This is a genomic window from Micromonospora sp. WMMD882, from assembly GCF_027497255.1.
Classification (GTDB): Bacteria; Actinomycetota; Actinomycetes; order Mycobacteriales; family Micromonosporaceae; genus Micromonospora.
This window is the reverse complement of sequence record NZ_CP114903.1, coordinates 1,623,187-1,640,750: the sequence shown is the minus strand read 5'-3', so window position 1 is coordinate 1,640,750 and position 17,564 is coordinate 1,623,187. Positions and strand designations below refer to the sequence as shown.

Sequence of the window (17,564 nt, the reverse complement as noted above, 5' to 3'; positions counted from 1 at the left end):
CCGTGCCTGAGCCCGGGGGGCACGTCCGTACGCGGCGCCGGGTCAGGCCCTGGCCCACCGCTGGTTGACGCCGCCGTGGCAGCTCCACAGGATCACCGTGGTGCCGTTGGCGGTGCCGCCGTTGTTGACGTCCAGGCAGAGGTTCGGGAACCGGACGTTGCTGACGGAGCCGTTGCCGTTGAACGTCCACTGCTGGTTGTTGCCGCCGTTGCAGTCCCAGATCTGCACCCGGGTGCCGTTGGCCGCGTTGGTCGGCACGTCCAGGCACTTGCCGAGCACCCGGAGGGTCTGGCCGCTCTGGGTGAACTGCTGGTTGGCGTTGCTGTGGCAGTCCCAGATCAGGGTTCCGGTGCCGTTGGCGGTGCCGGCGTTGTCGACGTCCAGGCACCGGCCGCTGGACTCGCTGCGCAGCCGGAACGTGGTCGGCGTCGGCGGGGGAGTGACGGTGCCGCCGCCGCTGACCCGGTAGACGACGGTGCCGTGGGCGGGCACGGAGGCGCTGATCGCCCCGCCGGTGGTGGTGACGGCGTTGGTCCACGCGTCGCGCAGGGTGAACGAGGTGCCGCTCTTACCGACCGCCGCCGCCGTGGTGGAGACGGTGGTGGTGCTGTTGCCCTGGTTGAACAGGGCCACCGCGACGTCACCGTTGGCCAGGCGCTTGGCCAGCACGCGCCGGGTGCCGTCGTGCGAGACCTGGACGGCCTGGAGACCGAGGCTGTCCTGGTTGATCGCGATGAGGTTCTCGTTCTTCAGGATGGTCTGGGTGGCCGACGACATCGAGCGGATGTCGTTGCCGGCGATCAGCGGCGCCGCCATGATCGTCCAGAGGGAGAAGTGCGAGCGCATCTCCGTGTCGGTCATGCCGCCGTTGCCGACCTCCATCATGTCCGGGTCGTTGAACGAGCCCGGGGCGGCGTAGCCGGCGAGCGGCACGTTGACGTTGACGATGTTCTGGATGCCCATCGGGTAGCCGTTGGTCTGGCCGGAGTCCCAGGTGTTGGTGATGTCCTCGGTGGTACGCCAGATGTTGGCCACGTCGCCCCAGTTGCGCATGGGCCCGGTCTTCTCGTGGATGCTGTTCGAGTTGATGCTGTAGAGGATCGGTCGGCCGGTGGCCGCGAGGGCGTCACGCATCAGGGCGAACCGGGACACCTGCTCGTTGATGGTGCCGGTGGGCGAGCACCAGTCGTACTTCAGGTAGTCCACGCCCCAGGCGGCGAACTGGCGGGCGTCCTGGGCCTCGTGGCCGAGCGCGCCGGTCGCCCCCGGGTAGGAGTTGAAGTACTGGGCGCAGGTCTTGTCCAGCGGCGCCTGGTAGATGCCGAAGAGCAGGCCCTTGGAGTGCAGGTAGTCGCCGAGGGCCTTCATGCCGCTGGGGAAGCGGCTCGGGTTGGCCTGGAGGTTGCCCTGCGCGTCGCGGGTCGGGTTCATCCAGCAGTCGTCGACCACGACGTACTTGTAGCCCAGGTCGCGCATGCCGGAGTTGACGATGGCGTCGGCCATCTGCTTGATCAACGTCTCGCTGATGTTGCAGCCGAACGTGTTCCAACTGTTCCAGCCCATCGGCGGGGTCCGGCCGACCCCGTTGTTCAGGGCCTGGGCGGGCTGGGGGGAGACCGCAGACTCGACGGCGGCCGTCGTGAGCGTCACCAGCATGGCGCTCATGACGGCCAACAGCCATCTCGTTGTCACGCGCACGTAGATCCTCCTGGGGTGGTGGGGTGGCCGACCGGCGCGTCACCGGTCGGCGCTGGGGCCGTCGTCGACGCCGGAGCGCCCGTCGGCGCCGGACCGCCGCGACCCGCCGCCCGGGGGGTCGGACGGCGGCGGGGTGGACGGAACAGCGAGCCGCGTCGCGCGGGCATCGCGACGGACGGCCCGGATCGCGTCGACCGACAGCCGTGTCGGAGCCCGGCCGCTCCGCGTGATCCCGCGGAGGACCGGTCCTTTCGACGGCTGCGTCAGGCGCGCGATGGTGTCAGCGATGTTAGCGATGACAAACATCTATGTAAAGCGATTCGACTCGGTGGGAAGGGCGGCCCGCCCGCCGCGTTGTGAGCGCTCACCTGACCGGACGTCGACCGGGTCCGCGCCGGTCCGGATCCGTCGGTCCGGGGTCGACACGACGTCGGCTCACCAGCCGCGGCGGCATCCCCCCGGGAAGCCGGGCCGGCCCCCCTGGGTCGTTGGTGTTACGGCTTGACTAAGCCCTTGTTATCGTTCACAGTCGATACTCAAGACGGCTGAACCTGTAGCTGCGCCGGGCTGCGCCGCTCTCGTCACCGTCGGCGCCGCTGGGCGCGCTCCCTCGGGCAGGGGAGCGTGTCGTGGCGCGATCACATCACCAGTTGAAGCGCACGCTCACGCGTTCCCGGCAGCCGCCTGCGCGCGGTTACCCGGTTCCGTTTTCCCTAAGGAGGATCATGGTGACCATTGGTATGGCCCCGCCGGCCGTGCCACGGCGGCGCGGATGGCTGACGCGGGTCGTCGCCGCGGCGGCGGCGCTGGTGGTGGGCGGCACCCTCGCGGCGGTGGCGTCGTCGCCGGCCGCCGCGGCGACGGTCGACACGAACGCCTGGTACGTGCTGGTCAACCGCAACAGCGGCAAGGCGTTGGACGTGTACAACCTGGCCACCAACGACGGCGCGCGGATCACCCAGTGGACCCGTAACAACGGCAACCAGCAGCAGTGGCAGTTCGTCGACTCCGGTGGCGGCTACTACCGGGTCAAGTCGCGGTTGTCGGGCAAGGTCCTCGACGTGGCGAACGTGTCGACCGCCAACGGCGCGGCCGTGCACCAGTGGTCCGACCACAACGGGGCCAACCAGCAGTGGCGGTTGGCCGACTCCGACGGCGGCCACGTCCGCCTGATCAACCGCAACAGCAACAAGGCCCTGGAGGTGCAGAACGCCTCGACCGCCGACGGGGCGAACATCGTCCAGTACGACGACTGGGGCGGCGCGAACCAGCAGTGGCAGTTCGTCCGGGTCGACGGCGGCACCAACCCCACCACCCCGCCGCCCACCACGCCGCCGCCCAGCAACGGCACGTACAACAACCCGGTGGTCTGGCAGGACTTCGCCGACGTCGAGGTCATCCGGGTCGACGACGTCTACTACCTGACCTCGTCGACGATGCACTACTCGCCGGGCGCGCCGATCCTGCGCTCGTACGACCTGGTGAACTGGGAGTTCGCCGGGCACGCGGTGCCCAAGCTGGACTTCGGCACCAAGTACGACCTGACCAACGGGCAGAAGGCGTACGTCAACGGGATCTGGGCGTCCACGCTGGGCTACCGGCCCAGCAACCGGACGTACTACTGGGCCGGCTGCATCGACTTCGCCCGGACGTACATCTACACCGCCACGGCTGTCGACGGCCAGTGGAACCAGCACGCCACGATCAACAACTGCTACTACGACGCCGGCCTGCTGGTCGACGACAACGACACCATGTACGTCGCGTACGGCAACACCACGATCAGCGTGGCGCAGTTGTCCGCCGACGGTAAGACCCAGGTGCGGGCGCAACAGGTGTTCCAGACGCCGTCGAGCGTCGGCACCCTGGAGGGCGCGCGGTTCTACAAGCGCAACGGCAGCTACTACATCTGGCTGACCCGCCCGGCCAACGGCCAGTACGTGCTGAAGGCCAACAACCCCTGGGGCCCGTACGAGATGCGCCAGGTGCTGCTGAACATGCCCGGCCCGATCTCCGGTGGCGGGGTCCCCCACCAGGGCGGACTCGTGCAGACCCAGAGCGGCCAGTGGTACTACATGGCTTTCGTCGACGCGTACCCCGGCGGCCGGATGCCGGCCATGGCACCGATCAACTGGACCAGCGACGGCTGGCCGCAGGTGCAGACGGTCAACGGCGCATGGGGCGCGACGTACCCGAAGCCGGCCGTGCCCACGCCGCCGCGGGCGGTGAAGCCGCTGACCGGCGTGGACACCTTCGCCGGCACGACCCTCGGCCCACAGTACGAGTGGAACCACAACCCGGACACCAGCCGGTACTCGGTGAACAACGGCCTGCGCCTGCAGACCGCCACGGTCACCAACGACCTCTACCGGGCCCGCAACACGGTGACCCACCGGATCCAGGGGCCGTCCTCGACCGGCACCATCGAGCTGGACTACTCGACCATGCGTGACGGCGACCGGGCCGGACTGGCGGTGCTGCGCAACTCCTCGGCCTGGATCGGCGTCCGGCGGGACAACGGGGCCACCCGGGTGGTGATGACCAACGGTCTGACCATGGACGGTAGCTGGAACACCACCGGCACCGGCACCGAGATCGCCAGCGCGGCCGTCTCAGGTGGACGCATCTGGCTCCGGGCGAACGCCGACATCCGACCCGGCTCGGGTCGACAGGCCCGGTTCTCGTACAGCACCGACGGGGTCAACTTCGTCGCCCTGGGCAACGCGTTGACCCTCGACAGCAACTGGCAGTTCTTCATGGGCTACCGGTTCGGGATCTTCAACTACGCCACCCAGGCACTGGGCGGCGCGGTCACGGTGCGACGCTTCGAGCTCGCCACGCCGTGACCCAGCTCACGAGGCGCCGGGTGGGCGGAGCTTCCCGCCCGCTCCGCGCCTGGTGACGGCGGCCTGGTCCGCACGCTTCCGGGTGGCGTGCGGACCAGGCCGCCTGCCGTTAGCCCCGGCAGCCCGCCGTTCGCCCCCGTCAGCGCCCCGGCTCGCCGGGGTGGCCTGCGCCACCTCGCCGCTTCCGGGTTGTCCCCTCGCGTAGACTGTCCGTCACCTGGCGCTATCCACTCCGGCACGTTTCGGCGGCGTGGGCGCCGTGCGATTCCTTGCCGCTCCGGTCATCGTTGACGGGCTGTGGCGACCGACGGGCAGGCGGGGAGTATGGAGATGACCGTACGCGATCCTGCGATGACGGACGTGGCTCGGCTTGCCGGAGTGTCCCACCAGACCGTGTCGCGCGTGCTCAATGGTCATCCGAACGTCCGTGAGCAGACCCGGCTGCGGGTGCAGGCGGCCATCGCCGAGCTGGGCTACCGGCCGAACCGGGCGGCCCGGGCGCTGGTCACCGGCAGGTCGCAGGTGATCGGGGTGGTCGCCCAGAACACCACCCTCTACGGCCCGGCCTCGCTGCTCGCCGCGTTGGAGCAGGCCGCCGCGGAGGCCGGCTTCGCGGTCAGCGTGGGCAGCGTCCGCGACCTCGACCACCGGTCGATCTCGGCGGTGGTCGAGCGGCACCTGGCGCACCGCGTCGCCGGAGTGATCGTCATCGCGCCCGTCGAGTCGGCGGGGGAGGCGCTGGAACGTCTCCCGAAGACGGTGCCACTGGTCACCGTCGACGGTGATCCGCAGGGGCCGGTGCCGCTGGTCACCGTCGACCAGGTGGCCGGCGCGCGGGCCGCCACCCAGCACCTGCTCGACGCGGGCCACCGTACGGTCTGGCACGTGTCCGGGCCGGCGGACTGGTTCGACAGCGCCGGGCGCATCGACGGCTGGCGGGAGGCGCTGTTCGCGGCGGGAGCGGAGATCCCGCCTCTGGTGCCCGCGGACTGGTCGGCGGCGGCGGGTTACCGGTGCGGGCAGATGCTGGCCCGGATGCCCGAGGTCACGGCCGTCTTCACCGCCAACGACCACCTCGCCCTCGGGGTGCTCCGGGCCCTGCACGAGCACGGCCGGCGGGTGCCGGACGACATCAGCGTGGTGGGCTTCGACGACGTGCCGGAGGCCGCGTACTTCATTCCGCCCCTGACCACCGTCCGGCCGGACTTCGCCGCGGTGGCCCAGGCGAGCCTGGACATGCTGCTCACCCAGATCGAGTCGGTCAGCGGCGGCGCGTTGCGCCGGACGATCGCGCCGACGCTGGTCTCCCGGCGCAGCGTAGCCGCGCCGCCGCGGCACTGAGCCACTGAGCCACTGAGCCGAGCCTGCCTCCGGCGACCCCGGGGCCGACGCCCAACCGGCCCGACGCGCACAGGGCCCGGCCACGTCCGCGCCGGGCCCGACCGGGCGGACGGGTCCTGGGTGTGAGCAGGAGCGGGCGCGCGTGAGCCGTCCGGCCGGCAGGCCACAGGTCCGGCCCGGAGACGTTCCCGGGCCGGACCCCGACGGCGCGGTCGCTCAGCCGACGGTGCAGGTGGGGGCGGCGGAAGGGCCGACCCCGGTGCCCTGGAAGCCGAACTCGGTGCTGGCTCCGGCGCCGACCTGACCGTTGTAGTCGACGTTGCGGAAGTTCACCGTGCCGCTGGCGCCGCTGGCCTGGGCGCTCCAGGTGCCGGTGACGGCGGTGCCACCGGGCAGGGCGACCCGCACGGTCCAGCCGTTGATCGCGGCGCTGCCGGCGGTGACCTTCACGTTCGCGACGAAGCCGCCGGACCAGGAGTTGAGCGTCACCGACGCGGTGCAGCCGCCGCCGGAGGGCGGCGGGGTCGTGGTGGGCGGCGGCGGGGTGGTCGTGGGCGGCGGCGTGCCGCCGCCGGCGTTGAGCGCCTCCAGGGTGGAGTGGTAGGCCTGCTTCTTGTTGCCGCTGCGGTCCCACAACAGCGCGTCGTCGCTGCCCCGCCACGAGTCACTGTCCCGGATACCCCACACCGTGATACCCGTACACCGCGACACCGCCAGACACGCCCGCGTCACCGACGCGAACACGTTCGCCTGGTTCGACCCCTTCATCACGTCCAACTCGGTGATCTGCACATCCACACCAAGATCAGCAAACCGCTGCAAATTCGCCTGATAATCACCCGGGAACGTCGTCCCCAGATGCGACTGGAACCCCACACAGTCAATCGGCACACCACGGGACTTGAAATCCCGCACCATGTTGTAGATCCCCGTCGACTTCGCGTTGATCCCATCCGTGTTGTAATCGTTGTAACACAACTTCGCGCCCGGATCCGCCGCCCGCGCCGCCCTGAACGCCGCCTCGATCCAATCATTACCCGTACGCTGCAGATTAGAATCCCGACGACCACCCGAACCACCATCGGCGAACGCCTCGTTCACCACATCCCACGAATGGATCTTCCCACGATAATACGTGGCCACCTTCGTCACATGATTGATCGCCGCGTTCCGCAACGCCGAACCCGACATGCCCTGCGCCCACCCCGGCTGCTGCGCATGCCACAACAACGTATGACCACGCACCGACATACCCCGCGACAACGCGTGGTTCACGATCCGATCCGCACTACCATAACTGAACACATTCTGCTGAGGCTCCGTGGAAGCCCACTTCATCTCGTTCTCAGCCGTCACACTGTTGAACTCGGCGTTCAGAATATTCATGTACTGACTGTCCGACATCCGGCCCGCCGCGATCGCCGCGCCGAAATACCGACCCTTCTCCGCAGCCGACGCGCCAAGAGTCGTACCGGCGCTGGCGCTGGGCGCCATCGCGACCATCGTGGCGGCGGCGGCGCAGGTCGCCAGCAGCGGCGCCAACGCGAGCCGCAGCCGGGCCCGGGTGGTTGATCTGTCCTTCATGGTTCGCCTTCCAGGGGAGGTGGTGCTGTCCGGGGACGCGGCCCCCGCACAGCGGGAGGTGGTAGGTGGAGCGCCCGGTGGGCGGCCCGGCGCGGCGGGGACGGGTCGTCGCTGCCGTCGGGCCAGGCTCCGGCGGGCGTGCCGCAGCGGGACGGGCACGTGCCGGCCCGGTCGCGACTGGAACGGAGATGACGGCGATGCTCGGGGCCGCTCCGGGCGGCGGACCGCCAGGAGTCGGCTCCGTGATGTGTGCCGTCGAGGCGGCGTGCTCCTGGCGGGAGAACGTCGGGATGCCTCACGGACTGGCCCGGACGGGTCGTCGACGGGTGCGGTTGTGCAGGTCCGCGCTGTGCCCGGCGACCCCGCGTGAGCGTGCCCTGCGCTCCGCCGAAACATACCATGTTATCGATAACATGCTCAACTGGTGGAAGCGTCGGCGCGGGGTCGGGTCGGATGGTCAGCGAGCAGAGGCGTCAATGTGATCGCTCACAGCCCCGGGTCGGCGGGAGCTTCCTCCGTGGCCCGACTGATCTCGCCCGGCCGCCTCCGCGCCGAGGGCGCGCGGGATGCCGGAATAGCGCCGTGATGGGGGCTGGGAGGAGGGTTGTCAGAATAGGCGGTCGAGGGGTGAGGCGGTGTCGTGATGGACGGGGGCAGGGCTCGTTCGGGGTTGCGGGTCGACGCCACGCTGGCGGCGGCGGTGGACCATGTCCGGCTGTGCTACGACTACCTCGATTCCGGTGACATCGACGGGTGTCTTTCGTTGTTCGAGCCCGGGGCGCGGTCGGTCGTCACCGGCTCGTCGGCCGACCTGCCCGAGCGGGTCGAGCGACTACTCGAATCCGGGGCCAGGGCCCACCACGCCGTGGTCGAGGTGTTCGGATCCGACCGGCGGCTGGCCGCGGTGGGCCGGTTGACCGTGGACGGTGAGGCGTACGACTTCGTGGACGTGTTCCGGGTTTCCGACCGCGCGCTGCTGATCGACAGGCAGCGCTTCGTGTCGCCGGGACCCCCGACCGGTAGCCCGCCACCGGACGGTCGGATCAGTTGAGCGTAGGATCGCGTGAGCGGTGATCAGCGGTTGTCCCCGGGGGCGGCGTCCCGTTACGGTCGACGTGGAATCTGCTTCTGCTATTCCTCACCTCATTGCGGCCAGCTTCGAGTGGAGGCGACGGGATGGACGCCGGTCACCCGAACGCAGCCCTGGTCGACGTGGCTTTCCGAATTCTCGGGCCGGTCGAGATCGGCGCCGTGGCCGCCCCGGTGCGGATCCCGCCGGGGCGTCAGCAGGTCATCCTGGCCGCGCTGCTGCTCGACGCCAACCGGGTCGTCGGCATGGACACCCTCATCGACCTGGTGTGGGGCGAGCGACCTCCCACCACGGCCCGCAGCCAGGTGCAGATCTGCGTGTCCGCGCTCCGCGCCGCGCTGGCCCCCGTCGGTCTGGCGGACACCATCGTCACCCGTGCGCCGGGTTACCTGATCCGACTCCCCGAGGACAGCCTGGACCTCGGCCTGTTCCGGACGCTCGTGGGTCGGGCCCGGGCCGCCCGGCGGGGTGATCAGCTCGCCGAAGCCGCCGACCTGCTGCGCCGGGCGTTGGCGCTCTGGCGTGGTCCGGCCCTCGGCGGGGAGATCGGCGACACGCTGCGCGGTCGGGCGGTGCACCTCGACGAGGAGCGTCTCGGGGCGCTGGAGGAGTGCATCGACGTCGAGCTGCAGCTCGGCAGGCACCACCGGCTCAGCGTCGAGCTCGGCGACCTGGTGGCCAGCCATCCGCTCCGGGAACGGCTGCGCGGGCAGCTCATGATCGCGCTCTACCGGTCGGGCCGGGCCGCCGAGGCGTTGGAGGCGTACCGGGCCGGGCGGCAGATCGCCATCGACGAGCTGGGCATCGAGGCGGGGGAGCAGCTTCGTCGCCTGGAGACCGCGATCCTCACCGAGGACCCGTCCCTGCGCCTGGCCGTCGACGCGGCGTCGCCGGGGCCGGCCCGGCTCGCCCCCCACCAGCTTCCGGCGGACATCTCGGATTTCACCGGACGGGACACGCAGGTCGCGCAGGTCGTCACCTCGTTGGTGGAGCCGGTCGACCGGGCGGTGCGGGTCGTCGTCGTGGCGGGCAAGGCCGGGGTGGGCAAGACGGCCCTGGCCGTCCACGCGGCCCACCTTCTCGCCGCCGGCCGGTTCCCGGACGGGCAGCTCTACTGCAACCTGGCCGGCATGCAGCACCCGCCGGCCGATCCGACGGAGGTGCTGGCCCGGTTCCTGCGCGCGCTGGGTCTGCCCGGCGCCAGCATCCCCGAGGCCGCCGAGGAGCGGGCCGACCTGTACCGCACCCTGCTGGCCGACCGGCGGGTCCTGGTGGTGCTGGACGACGCCGCGACCGAAAGGCAGATCGCCCCGCTGCTGCCGGGCAGCGACACCTGCGCGGTGATCGTGACCAGCCGGACCCGGCTCACCGGGATCGCGGGGGCCCGCCTGGTCGAGGTGGGGGTGCTCGACCCGGATCCGGCGCTGGGCCTGCTCACCCGCGTGATCGGCGTCGAGCGGGTCAGTCGTGAGCCGGTCGCGGCGCGGACCCTGGTGCAGGTGGTCGGCGGCCTGCCCCTGGCCCTGCGGATCGTGGCCGCCCGGCTGAGCGCCCGTACGCACTGGTCGCTGGCGTCGATGGTGGGCCGGCTCGCCGACGAACGGCACCGGCTCGACGAGCTGGCCCACGGGGACATGATGGTGCGGGCCAGCCTCACCCTCACCTACGACGGCCTGGACGGGCGTAGCGCCCGGCTGTTCCGGCTGCTGGGGCTCGCCGCCCGCGACAGCGTGCCGCCCTGGGTGGCCGCCGCGCTGCTCGGCGACGACCTCCGCCGCGCCGACGGGTTGCTCGACCTGCTGGTCGACACCCAACTGCTCGACGTCCGGGCGATCGGGTTGGAGGCCGAGCCGCGCTACGCCTTCCACGACATCATCCGGCTCTTCGCCGTCGACCGGCTGGCCTCCGACGAGGACGCGACAGTGGTCGCCGACGCCCGGATCCGGATGCTCGGCGGCTGGCTCGCCCTGGCCGAACAGGCGCACGGGAGACTCTACGGCGGCGACTACACCGTGCTCCGCGGCACGGCGCCACGGTGGCGTCCCCCGGACGGCTTTCCGGGCCGGATGCTGGCCGACCCGTTGGGGTGGCTCGACGCCGAACGACTGAACCTCTGCGCCGCGGTCGATGACGCCGCGTCCGCCGGCCTGGACGAGTTGAGCTGGGAGCTCGCGGTCAGCCTGGTGACGCTGTTCGAGGCCAACCGGTACACCACGGAGTGGGAACGGACCCACGAGACGGCGCTGGCCGCGGTGCGCGCGGCGGGCAACCGGCGGGGTGAGGCGGCGCTGCTGTGCTCGCTCGGCTCCCTGAACCTGAGCCGGAGCCGGTTCGACGCCGCGCGGGCGGCGCTCGCCCCCGCCTTCACCATCTTCACCGAGCTCGACGACACCCACGGGCTCGCGATGGTCTGGCGCAACCTGGCCTCGCTCGACTACCACACCGGCAGCCAGGAGCGGGCCGCCGACGGTTACACCCGGGCGATCGCGGCGTTCCGCGCGGTCGGCGACGTCATCGGTCAGGCGCACGCGCTGAACCAGCTCGCCCGCATCGACCTGGACGCCGGCGCGTACGGGCGGGCCGTCCAGGACCTCAACGCGGCGTTGGTGATCTGCCAGGACGTCGGCGGCTCCCGGGTGGAGGCGCAGGTGCTGCACCGGTTGGGCACCGCGATGCGTCTGCAGGGCCGGTACGCCGAAGCCGAGCTGATCATGGAGACGGTGCTGGAGATGGTCCGGGGCAACCGGGACATGCTCGGGGAGGGCTACGCGCTGCACGCCCTCGGCCTGATCAAGGCCCGGCTCGGCAAGCCGGACGAGGCGGCGGCGCTGCTGCGGGCGGCGGTGGCGAGCGCGGAGAAGATCCTCGACCAGGTCGGCGTCGCGCGGGCCGGTCTGGACCTGGCGGCGCTGCTCTCCGACCGGGACAGGGACCAGGCGGTCGGGTTGGCGGGAGCGGCGCTACGGACGTTCGTCGACCGGGGACTGTCGACGTGGGCCACCCGGGCCCGTACGGTGCTGCGGTCGATGTCGGTGGACCCGGCGACGGTGGAGTCACGCCACGGGGGATGACCCGGCGGGTGGGTCAGCGGGCGGCTACTCCCACGGGGTGTCGCCGGTGATGACGACCGGGGGGACGCCGTCGGCGCGGGCCCGACCGTCGGCGGCGTGCTCGGCCAGCGTGGCGACGCCGGTGAGGGCCACGCCCAGGGCGACCGCTCCGATGACGACCATACGGCGTACTGCGTTCATCTCGACTCCTCAGCAGATTCCGGGTCCGACCTCGACGGGCCCGCCTGATGAGAATCACGCTAGTCCCGAAACCTATTGCCGCCTTATTGTCGCCGCCGTTGTCCCGATGTCGTCTGTCGATCAGTCGCCGGGTCGTGCGATAACCGGCCGATAGGGTCGGGGTCGACGATCGCCGTCATGAGTGATCCCGACGATGCGGTGCCGGCGCAGGCCGGGCTCGACATCATCATCAGCAGCGTGTCCTCGGACGCGCACACCTGGAACCTGGTGTTCCTGCAACTTCTGCTCCAGGAATGGGGCCACCGGACCACCAACCTCGGCCCCTGCGTCCCCGAGGAGCTGCTCGCCGAGGAGTGCGCCCGCCGGCGGCCGGACCTGGTGGTGGTCAGCACCGTCAACGGACACGGTTTCCACGACGGCCTGCGTCTCATCAGGACGATCCGACGGTCCGCCGACACGGCCCGGCTGCCGGTGGTCATCGGCGGCAAACTCGGGCTCACCGCCGGGGAGGGGGCCGTCGAACGTACCGGTCGTCTCGTCGCCGCCGGCTACCGGGCGGTCTTCGACGCCGACGCGGCGATCACGGGCGGTCCGGCCGAGCCTGCCGCCGCGGGTCTGCTGCGCGCCACCGACCACCTGCGGTCGTTCCGCGCCTTCGTCGACTCGCTGGCCGCGACGGTGCCGTGTTGACCCCACCGGCGGTCGCCGGGGCCTCCTTCGGGGACTTCGTCGACCGCGCGGCAGCCGCCGGACGCCTGGTGGTGCAGCCCCGGATGGGGTTCAGCGACCCGGGGCGGATGCGGGCCGGGCTGCTCGCGGTCCGTTCGACGCCGGCCGTCACCGCCGGCACCGTGACCCTGGACAGCTACACCCGGGTGGGCGACCACGCGGCGGCCCGCCGGGCGGTCGCCGCCGGCCTCGACCTCAACGGGTACCCGCTGGTCACCCACCCGGCGGACACGACCCGCGCGATGCTGCGCGACCTGCCCGGCCCGACCTTCCCGGTGCAGGTGCGGCACGGCTCGGCCGACCCCCGGCGGATCGTCGGCGCGCTGGTGGACGTCGGACTGCACGCGACCGAGGGCGGCCCGGTCTCCTACTGCCTGCCGTACGGCCGCACCCCGCTGCGGGAGTCGGTGCGCAACTGGGCGGACTCCTGCGCGCTGCTCGCCCGGGCCGGCGACCGGGGGCCCGAGCCGCACCTGGAGACGTTCGGCGGTTGCCTGCTGGGGCAGTTGTGCCCACCGGGGCTGCTGGTCGCCGTCAGCGTGCTGGAGGCGTTGTTCTTCCGGGCGTACGGGCTGCGCAGCGTGTCCCTGAGCTACGCCCAGCAGACCGACGCGGAGCAGGACGTCGCCGCGGTGACCGCGTTGCGCCGGTTGGCCCGGGAGTACCTGCCCGACATCCAGTGGCACGTGGTCGTCTACACCTACATGGGCGTGTACCCCCGCCACGCGGCGGGCGCCCGCCGGCTGTCGGAGCTGGCCGCCCGGGTGGCGGTACGGGCGGGCGCGGCCCGGTTGATCGTCAAGACCGCCGCCGAGGCGCACCGGATCCCGACGATCGGCGAGAACGTAGCGGCGCTGCGGCTGGCCGACGAGGCGGCACGGGACGAGGCGGCGATCGTCCGGGTGGTCGGGGCCGAGGACCCGGACGACCTCGTCGGGCAGGTGTACCGCGAGGCCGGCAACCTGATCGAGGCCACGCTGGAGCTCGACGACGACGTCGGCCGGGCCCTGCTCGCGGCGTTCGCCCGCGGGCACCTCGACGTCCCGTACTGCCTGCACCCGGACAACGCCGGACGCAGCGCCAGCTTCATCGACGAGCGGGGCCGGCTGCGCTGGGCCCGTACCGGCAACATGCCCATCCCGGCGGACGTCCCGACTCCGCCGCCGACCACCGCCGCCAGCCTGATGAACGCGCTGTCCCACGTGGAGCGCCGGTTCGACGCCGACCCGTCCGTACCGCACCGAACGAGAGGAATCCGATGACCACAGCGCCCGAAACGACAATCGCCCCGGTGCTGCCCCCGCCGCCCGGCGAGCACCTGTCGGCGGCGACCACCCGGGCCGCGCTGCGCATCCAGCACGGGATCCTGGCCGCCGCCCGGGAGTACCTCGCCGCCGCGGGTTTCGTCGAGCTGCTCCCGCCGATCATCGGCCCGGTCACCGACCCGGGGGCGCGCGGCGCCAAGCAGGTCGACCTCGACTACTACGGCCATCGCTACAAGCTGATGACCAGCGTCATCCTCTACAAGCAGGCGTCCCTGCGGGCGTTCGACCGGATCTTCTCGATCGCGCCGAACGTCCGCCTGGAACCCCTGGAGACCTGCCACACCAGCCGACACCTGGCCGAGTTCCACCAGATCGACGTCGAGCTGGCCGGCGCCGGCCGCGACGAGGTGATCGCGCTGGCCACCGGCCTGGTCACCCATGCCGTGCGGCACGTGGTCACCCACTGCCCGGCGGAGCTCGCCACCCTCGGCCGTCCGGCCAGCGCGTTCGCCGAGCTGCTCACCGGCGTGTTCGACGAGCGTACGCACGCCTCGGCCGTCGCCGAGCTGCGCGCGGCGGGGCATGACCAGAACCCGGCGGCGGAGATCGACTGGGCCGGTGAGGCGCTGCTGTCCCGTGCCGCGCGTCGCCCGTTCTTCCTCGTCGACTACCCGAAGGGCTCCCGGGGCTTCTACGACCGGGAGGACCCGGCGCAGCCCGGCCGGCTGCGCAACTTCGACCTGATCGCCCCGGAGGGCTTCGGGGAGCTGATCAGCGGTGGGGAACGCGAGTCCGACTACGCCCGGGTGATCGCCCGGATGCGGGAGACCGGGGAGAACCCGGCCAAGTACGGCTGGTACCTGCGGATGCTGCGGGAGGGCCTGCCGGCCAGCGCCGGGTTCGGCCTCGGCGTCCAGCGGCTGACCCGGTACGTGGCGGGACTGGACGCGGTGTGGCAGGCCGCGGCCTTCCCGAAGGTCCCCGGGGTGGTGGCCCCGTGACCGCGGGTGGGCGCCCTGCCGCGTTGCGCGCCGACGGTTTCGCCGAGGACGTCGTCCGGGAACGGGCGCGGGTCGGCGCGGCGGCGGTCTTCCCGGAGCTGGCGACCTACGGGCGCGCCCTGTACGGCGGCGGCGGGACCACCCCGGCCGACGGGCTCGACGCGCTGCGGCTGGTGCCGCCGGTGTTCGTGCCGCTGCGGCTGGAGAAGCTCGTCGACCTGGCCCGCGAGCCCACCTACCGGGACGTGGACCTGCGCGCGTCGGTCGGTGGGTTCCGCACGCCGCTGCCGGTCTACGTGTCCGCCTTCGGCTCGACCCGGGTGGCCGGGGCCGACCTCGGTCGGGCGGTGGCCCGGCAGGCGGGCGCCCTCGGTCTGCCCATGGTGATCGGCGAGAACGTCGTGCCGGTGAACGGGTACGGCCGGCTGGGCCCGCCGGGGGAGAGCGCGCTGCTCGGCCGGCTCCAGGCGTACGGCACGGCCGTGCCCGACGGACTCGGCGGCGTGGTGGTGCAGCAGAGCACCGAGGACGCCGACGCCGAGGTGTGGAACCTCGTCTACAGCGACCCCTCGGCGCAGCCGCTGCTCGACAGCGGCCGGCTCGGCTTCGAGCTGAAGGTCGGCCAGGGGGCTAAGCCGGGCCTGGGCGGCATGACGGTGGTGGCCGGGCAGGCCGCCACCCGCCTCGGCGACCAGTACCTGCTCGACCCGGTGTACGGCGCGGGCGCCGACGCCGTGCTCCGGTCCAGCGCCCCGGGCACGTTCACCCCGGAGATCCTGGCGCACCAGATCCACCTGATGCGCAACAACTACCCCCGCGCCCGGGTGTGGGTGAAGCTGCCGCCGGCCCGGGACGTCGCCGAGGCGGCCGGGGTGGCCTGGGCCGCCGGCGCGGACGCGGTGACCGTCGACGGGGCGGAGGGCGGCACCGGCTGGGCGCCGCTGGCCTTCCTCGACCACGTCGGGCTGCCGCTGGTGGAGTGCCTGCGCCGGATCGGCCGGTCGCCGTCCGGACCGCTGCTGGTCAGCGGTCGGATGTGGTCGGGGGCACGGGCGGTGAAGGCGCTCGCGCTCGGCGCGGACGCCGTCGGCCTGGGCCGGGCCGCGTTGCTGGCCGCCGACACCGATCCGGAGGCGGGGCTGGTCCGGCTCGTCGAGGCCCTGGAGCTGGAGATACGGCTGCTGGTCAGCGCGCTGGGACGGTACGCCACCACGGGTCTGTCCGAGATGGACGTCTGGTCGCCGGAGACGACGGAACGGGAGGCGCAGCCGGTATGAGTCTCACCGAGAACCCGCCGGCGCCGGCCTCCGTCCCGCTGCTGCGGCACCGCGAATTCCGGCTGTTGTGGTTCGGCGAGGCGACCAGCAAGGTCGGCAGCGCGGTGACCGGCGTGGCGTTCCCCCTGGTCGCGGTCGTCACGCTGGAGGCGGGGCCGGTCACCATGGGCGTGATCAACGCGATGGCGTGGCTGCCGTGGCTGCTGATCAGCCTGCCCGCCGGCGCCTGGATCGACCGCAGCTCACGTCGGCAGACCATGCTGGCCGCCGACGCGGTGTCGGTGGCCGTGCTCCTCAGCGTGCCGGTGGCGGCCTGGCTCGGGCTGCTCAGCGTGGGGCAGTTGATCGTGGTGGCGTTCGCCGCCGGCACCGCGTCGATGTTCTTCACCACCGCCTACCAGGCGTTCCTGCCGGCGGTGGTGGACAAGGCCCAACTCGCCGAGGCCAACGCCAAGCTCCAGGGAACCGACCAGGTGGCCAACCTGGCCGGGCCGCCCCTCGGCGGTCTGATCGCCCAGGCGGTCGGCGCGGTGACCGGGCTGTTCCTGGACGCGGTCACCTTCGTCGTCTCGGCGGTGTGCCTGCTCCGGATGCGGGTCACCGAGAACCTGCCCCGCCCGCAGGTCAGGCGGACCAGCACCAAGCAGGAGATCGGCGAGGGGCTGCGCTACGTGGGGCGGGACCGCTACCTGCGGATCCTGGCGATCAGCGCGGCGGTGGACAACTTCACCCTCAACGCGATGTACGCCCTGACGGTCATCTTCCTGATCCGTACCGTCGGCGCCGCGCCGGGGGTGGTGGGGTTCCTGCTCGCGGCCGACTTCATCGGCGGTCTGGTCGGCGCGGTGCTGGCCCGGCGGGTCGCCACCCGGTTCGGCAGCGCCCGCGCCCTGCTGCTGTTCTCCCTCGGCACCGCGCCGTTCTGCCTGCTCATCCCGCTGACCCAGGACGGCCCCGGGCTGCTGCTGTTCGTCCTCGGGATCCTCGTCCCGTCGATCGGCATGGTGGTCGGGAACGTCGTGGTGACCGGCTTCCGGCAGGCGTACTGCCCACCGCGCCTGCTCGCCCGCATGTACACCAGCTCGCGCTTCATCCAGTTCGGCGTCATCCCGGTCGGGGCCGTGCTCGGCGGCTGGCTCGGCGCCGTGCTCGGCATCCGGCAGGCGCTCTGGGTGATCACCGTCGCGGTGGTCCTCGGCAAGCTCGTCCGGCTCATCGGCCCGATCAGGTCCGTCCGGGACCTGCCCACCAGCCCACCCAAGGAGGAGTCATGACCAATCCGTTCGAGGACGAGGACGGCGTGTACCTGGTCCTGGTCAACGACGAGAACCAGCACTCACTCTGGCCCGCCCGGATCGTGGCGCCCGCCGGCTGGCGGGTGGCGTTCGGCGAGGACACCCGGCAGGCCTGCCTGGACTACGTGGAGCGGTCCTGGACCGACCTGCGGCCGGCGAGCCTCGCGGCCGGGTGAGCGGGATCCCC

The 17,564-nt window shown here is 72.0% G+C and carries 13 protein-coding genes; 10 read left to right on the top strand and 3 right to left on the bottom strand.

Annotated elements, in window-relative coordinates:
- Nucleotides 1–42: 42 nt before the first annotated feature.
- Nucleotides 43–1,656 (bottom strand): RICIN domain-containing protein, encoded by a 1,614-nt coding sequence (locus tag O7606_RS06185; RefSeq protein WP_281599514.1) that lies wholly within the window; start codon nt 1,654–1,656, stop codon nt 43–45.
- Between the two features lie 767 nt (nt 1,657–2,423).
- Here O7606_RS06185 and O7606_RS06180 point away from each other — a divergent pair.
- Nucleotides 2,424–4,544: an RICIN domain-containing protein gene (locus O7606_RS06180; protein ID WP_281598099.1), complete on the top strand. Its 2,121-nt coding sequence runs from the start codon at nt 2,424–2,426 to the stop codon at nt 4,542–4,544.
- A gap of 351 nt (nt 4,545–4,895) precedes the next feature.
- Nucleotides 4,896–5,885 carry a LacI family DNA-binding transcriptional regulator gene (locus O7606_RS06175; RefSeq protein WP_281598098.1) on the top strand — a complete coding sequence of 330 codons (990 nt, stop codon included), beginning with the start codon at nt 4,896–4,898 and terminating at the stop codon, nt 5,883–5,885.
- A 216-nt stretch (nt 5,886–6,101) separates the two neighbouring features.
- On the opposite strand, the gene O7606_RS06170 is transcribed toward O7606_RS06175, so the two are convergent.
- Nucleotides 6,102–7,469 (bottom strand): endo-1,4-beta-xylanase, encoded by a 1,368-nt coding sequence (locus O7606_RS06170; RefSeq protein WP_281598097.1) that lies wholly within the window; start codon nt 7,467–7,469, stop codon nt 6,102–6,104.
- 643 nt (nt 7,470–8,112) lie between these two features.
- Between O7606_RS06170 and O7606_RS06165 the strand changes: the two genes are divergently transcribed.
- The gene (locus tag O7606_RS06165) at nt 8,113–8,520 is read left to right on the top strand and encodes a hypothetical protein (protein WP_281598096.1); all 408 of its coding nucleotides are present in this window, start codon (nt 8,113–8,115) and stop codon (nt 8,518–8,520) included.
- A 125-nt stretch (nt 8,521–8,645) separates the two neighbouring features.
- Nucleotides 8,646–11,630 (top strand): AfsR/SARP family transcriptional regulator, encoded by a 2,985-nt coding sequence (locus tag O7606_RS06160; protein WP_281598095.1) that lies wholly within the window; start codon nt 8,646–8,648, stop codon nt 11,628–11,630.
- Nucleotides 11,631–11,654: 24 nt separating this feature from the next.
- Here O7606_RS06160 and O7606_RS06155 read toward each other — a convergent pair whose 3' ends face one another.
- Nucleotides 11,655–11,810 (bottom strand): hypothetical protein, encoded by a 156-nt coding sequence (locus O7606_RS06155; protein WP_281598094.1) that lies wholly within the window; start codon nt 11,808–11,810, stop codon nt 11,655–11,657.
- A 177-nt stretch (nt 11,811–11,987) separates the two neighbouring features.
- On the opposite strand from O7606_RS06155, the gene O7606_RS06150 reads away from it, so the two are divergent.
- From O7606_RS06150 to O7606_RS06125, 6 genes are read left to right on the top strand one after another with little or no spacing between them, the layout of a single operon-like run.
- The gene (locus O7606_RS06150) at nt 11,988–12,500 is read left to right on the top strand and encodes a cobalamin-dependent protein (protein ID WP_281598093.1); all 513 of its coding nucleotides are present in this window, start codon (nt 11,988–11,990) and stop codon (nt 12,498–12,500) included.
- A complete protein-coding gene (locus O7606_RS06145; protein WP_281598092.1) occupies nt 12,497–13,801 on the top strand; it encodes a methylaspartate mutase in 1,305 nt (434 codons plus the stop codon). Before O7606_RS06150 ends, O7606_RS06145 begins: the two co-directional genes overlap by 4 nt.
- Nucleotides 13,798–14,805: an asparagine synthetase A gene (locus O7606_RS06140; RefSeq protein ID WP_281598091.1), complete on the top strand. Its 1,008-nt coding sequence runs from the start codon at nt 13,798–13,800 to the stop codon at nt 14,803–14,805. The genes O7606_RS06145 and O7606_RS06140 overlap by 4 nt, the downstream gene beginning before the upstream one ends.
- Nucleotides 14,802–16,082, top strand: a complete 1,281-nt coding sequence (locus tag O7606_RS06135) for a glutamate synthase-related protein (RefSeq protein ID WP_281598090.1) — start codon at nt 14,802–14,804, stop codon at nt 16,080–16,082. Before O7606_RS06140 ends, O7606_RS06135 begins: the two co-directional genes overlap by 4 nt.
- Nucleotides 16,079–17,356 carry an MFS transporter gene (locus O7606_RS06130; RefSeq protein WP_281598089.1) on the top strand — a complete coding sequence of 426 codons (1,278 nt, stop codon included), beginning with the start codon at nt 16,079–16,081 and terminating at the stop codon, nt 17,354–17,356. The genes O7606_RS06135 and O7606_RS06130 overlap by 4 nt, the downstream gene beginning before the upstream one ends.
- On the top strand, nt 17,353–17,553 hold the full coding sequence (locus O7606_RS06125) for an MbtH family protein (protein WP_281598088.1): 201 nt from the start codon (nt 17,353–17,355) through the stop codon (nt 17,551–17,553). The genes O7606_RS06130 and O7606_RS06125 overlap by 4 nt, the downstream gene beginning before the upstream one ends.
- Nucleotides 17,554–17,564 lie beyond the last annotated feature (11 nt).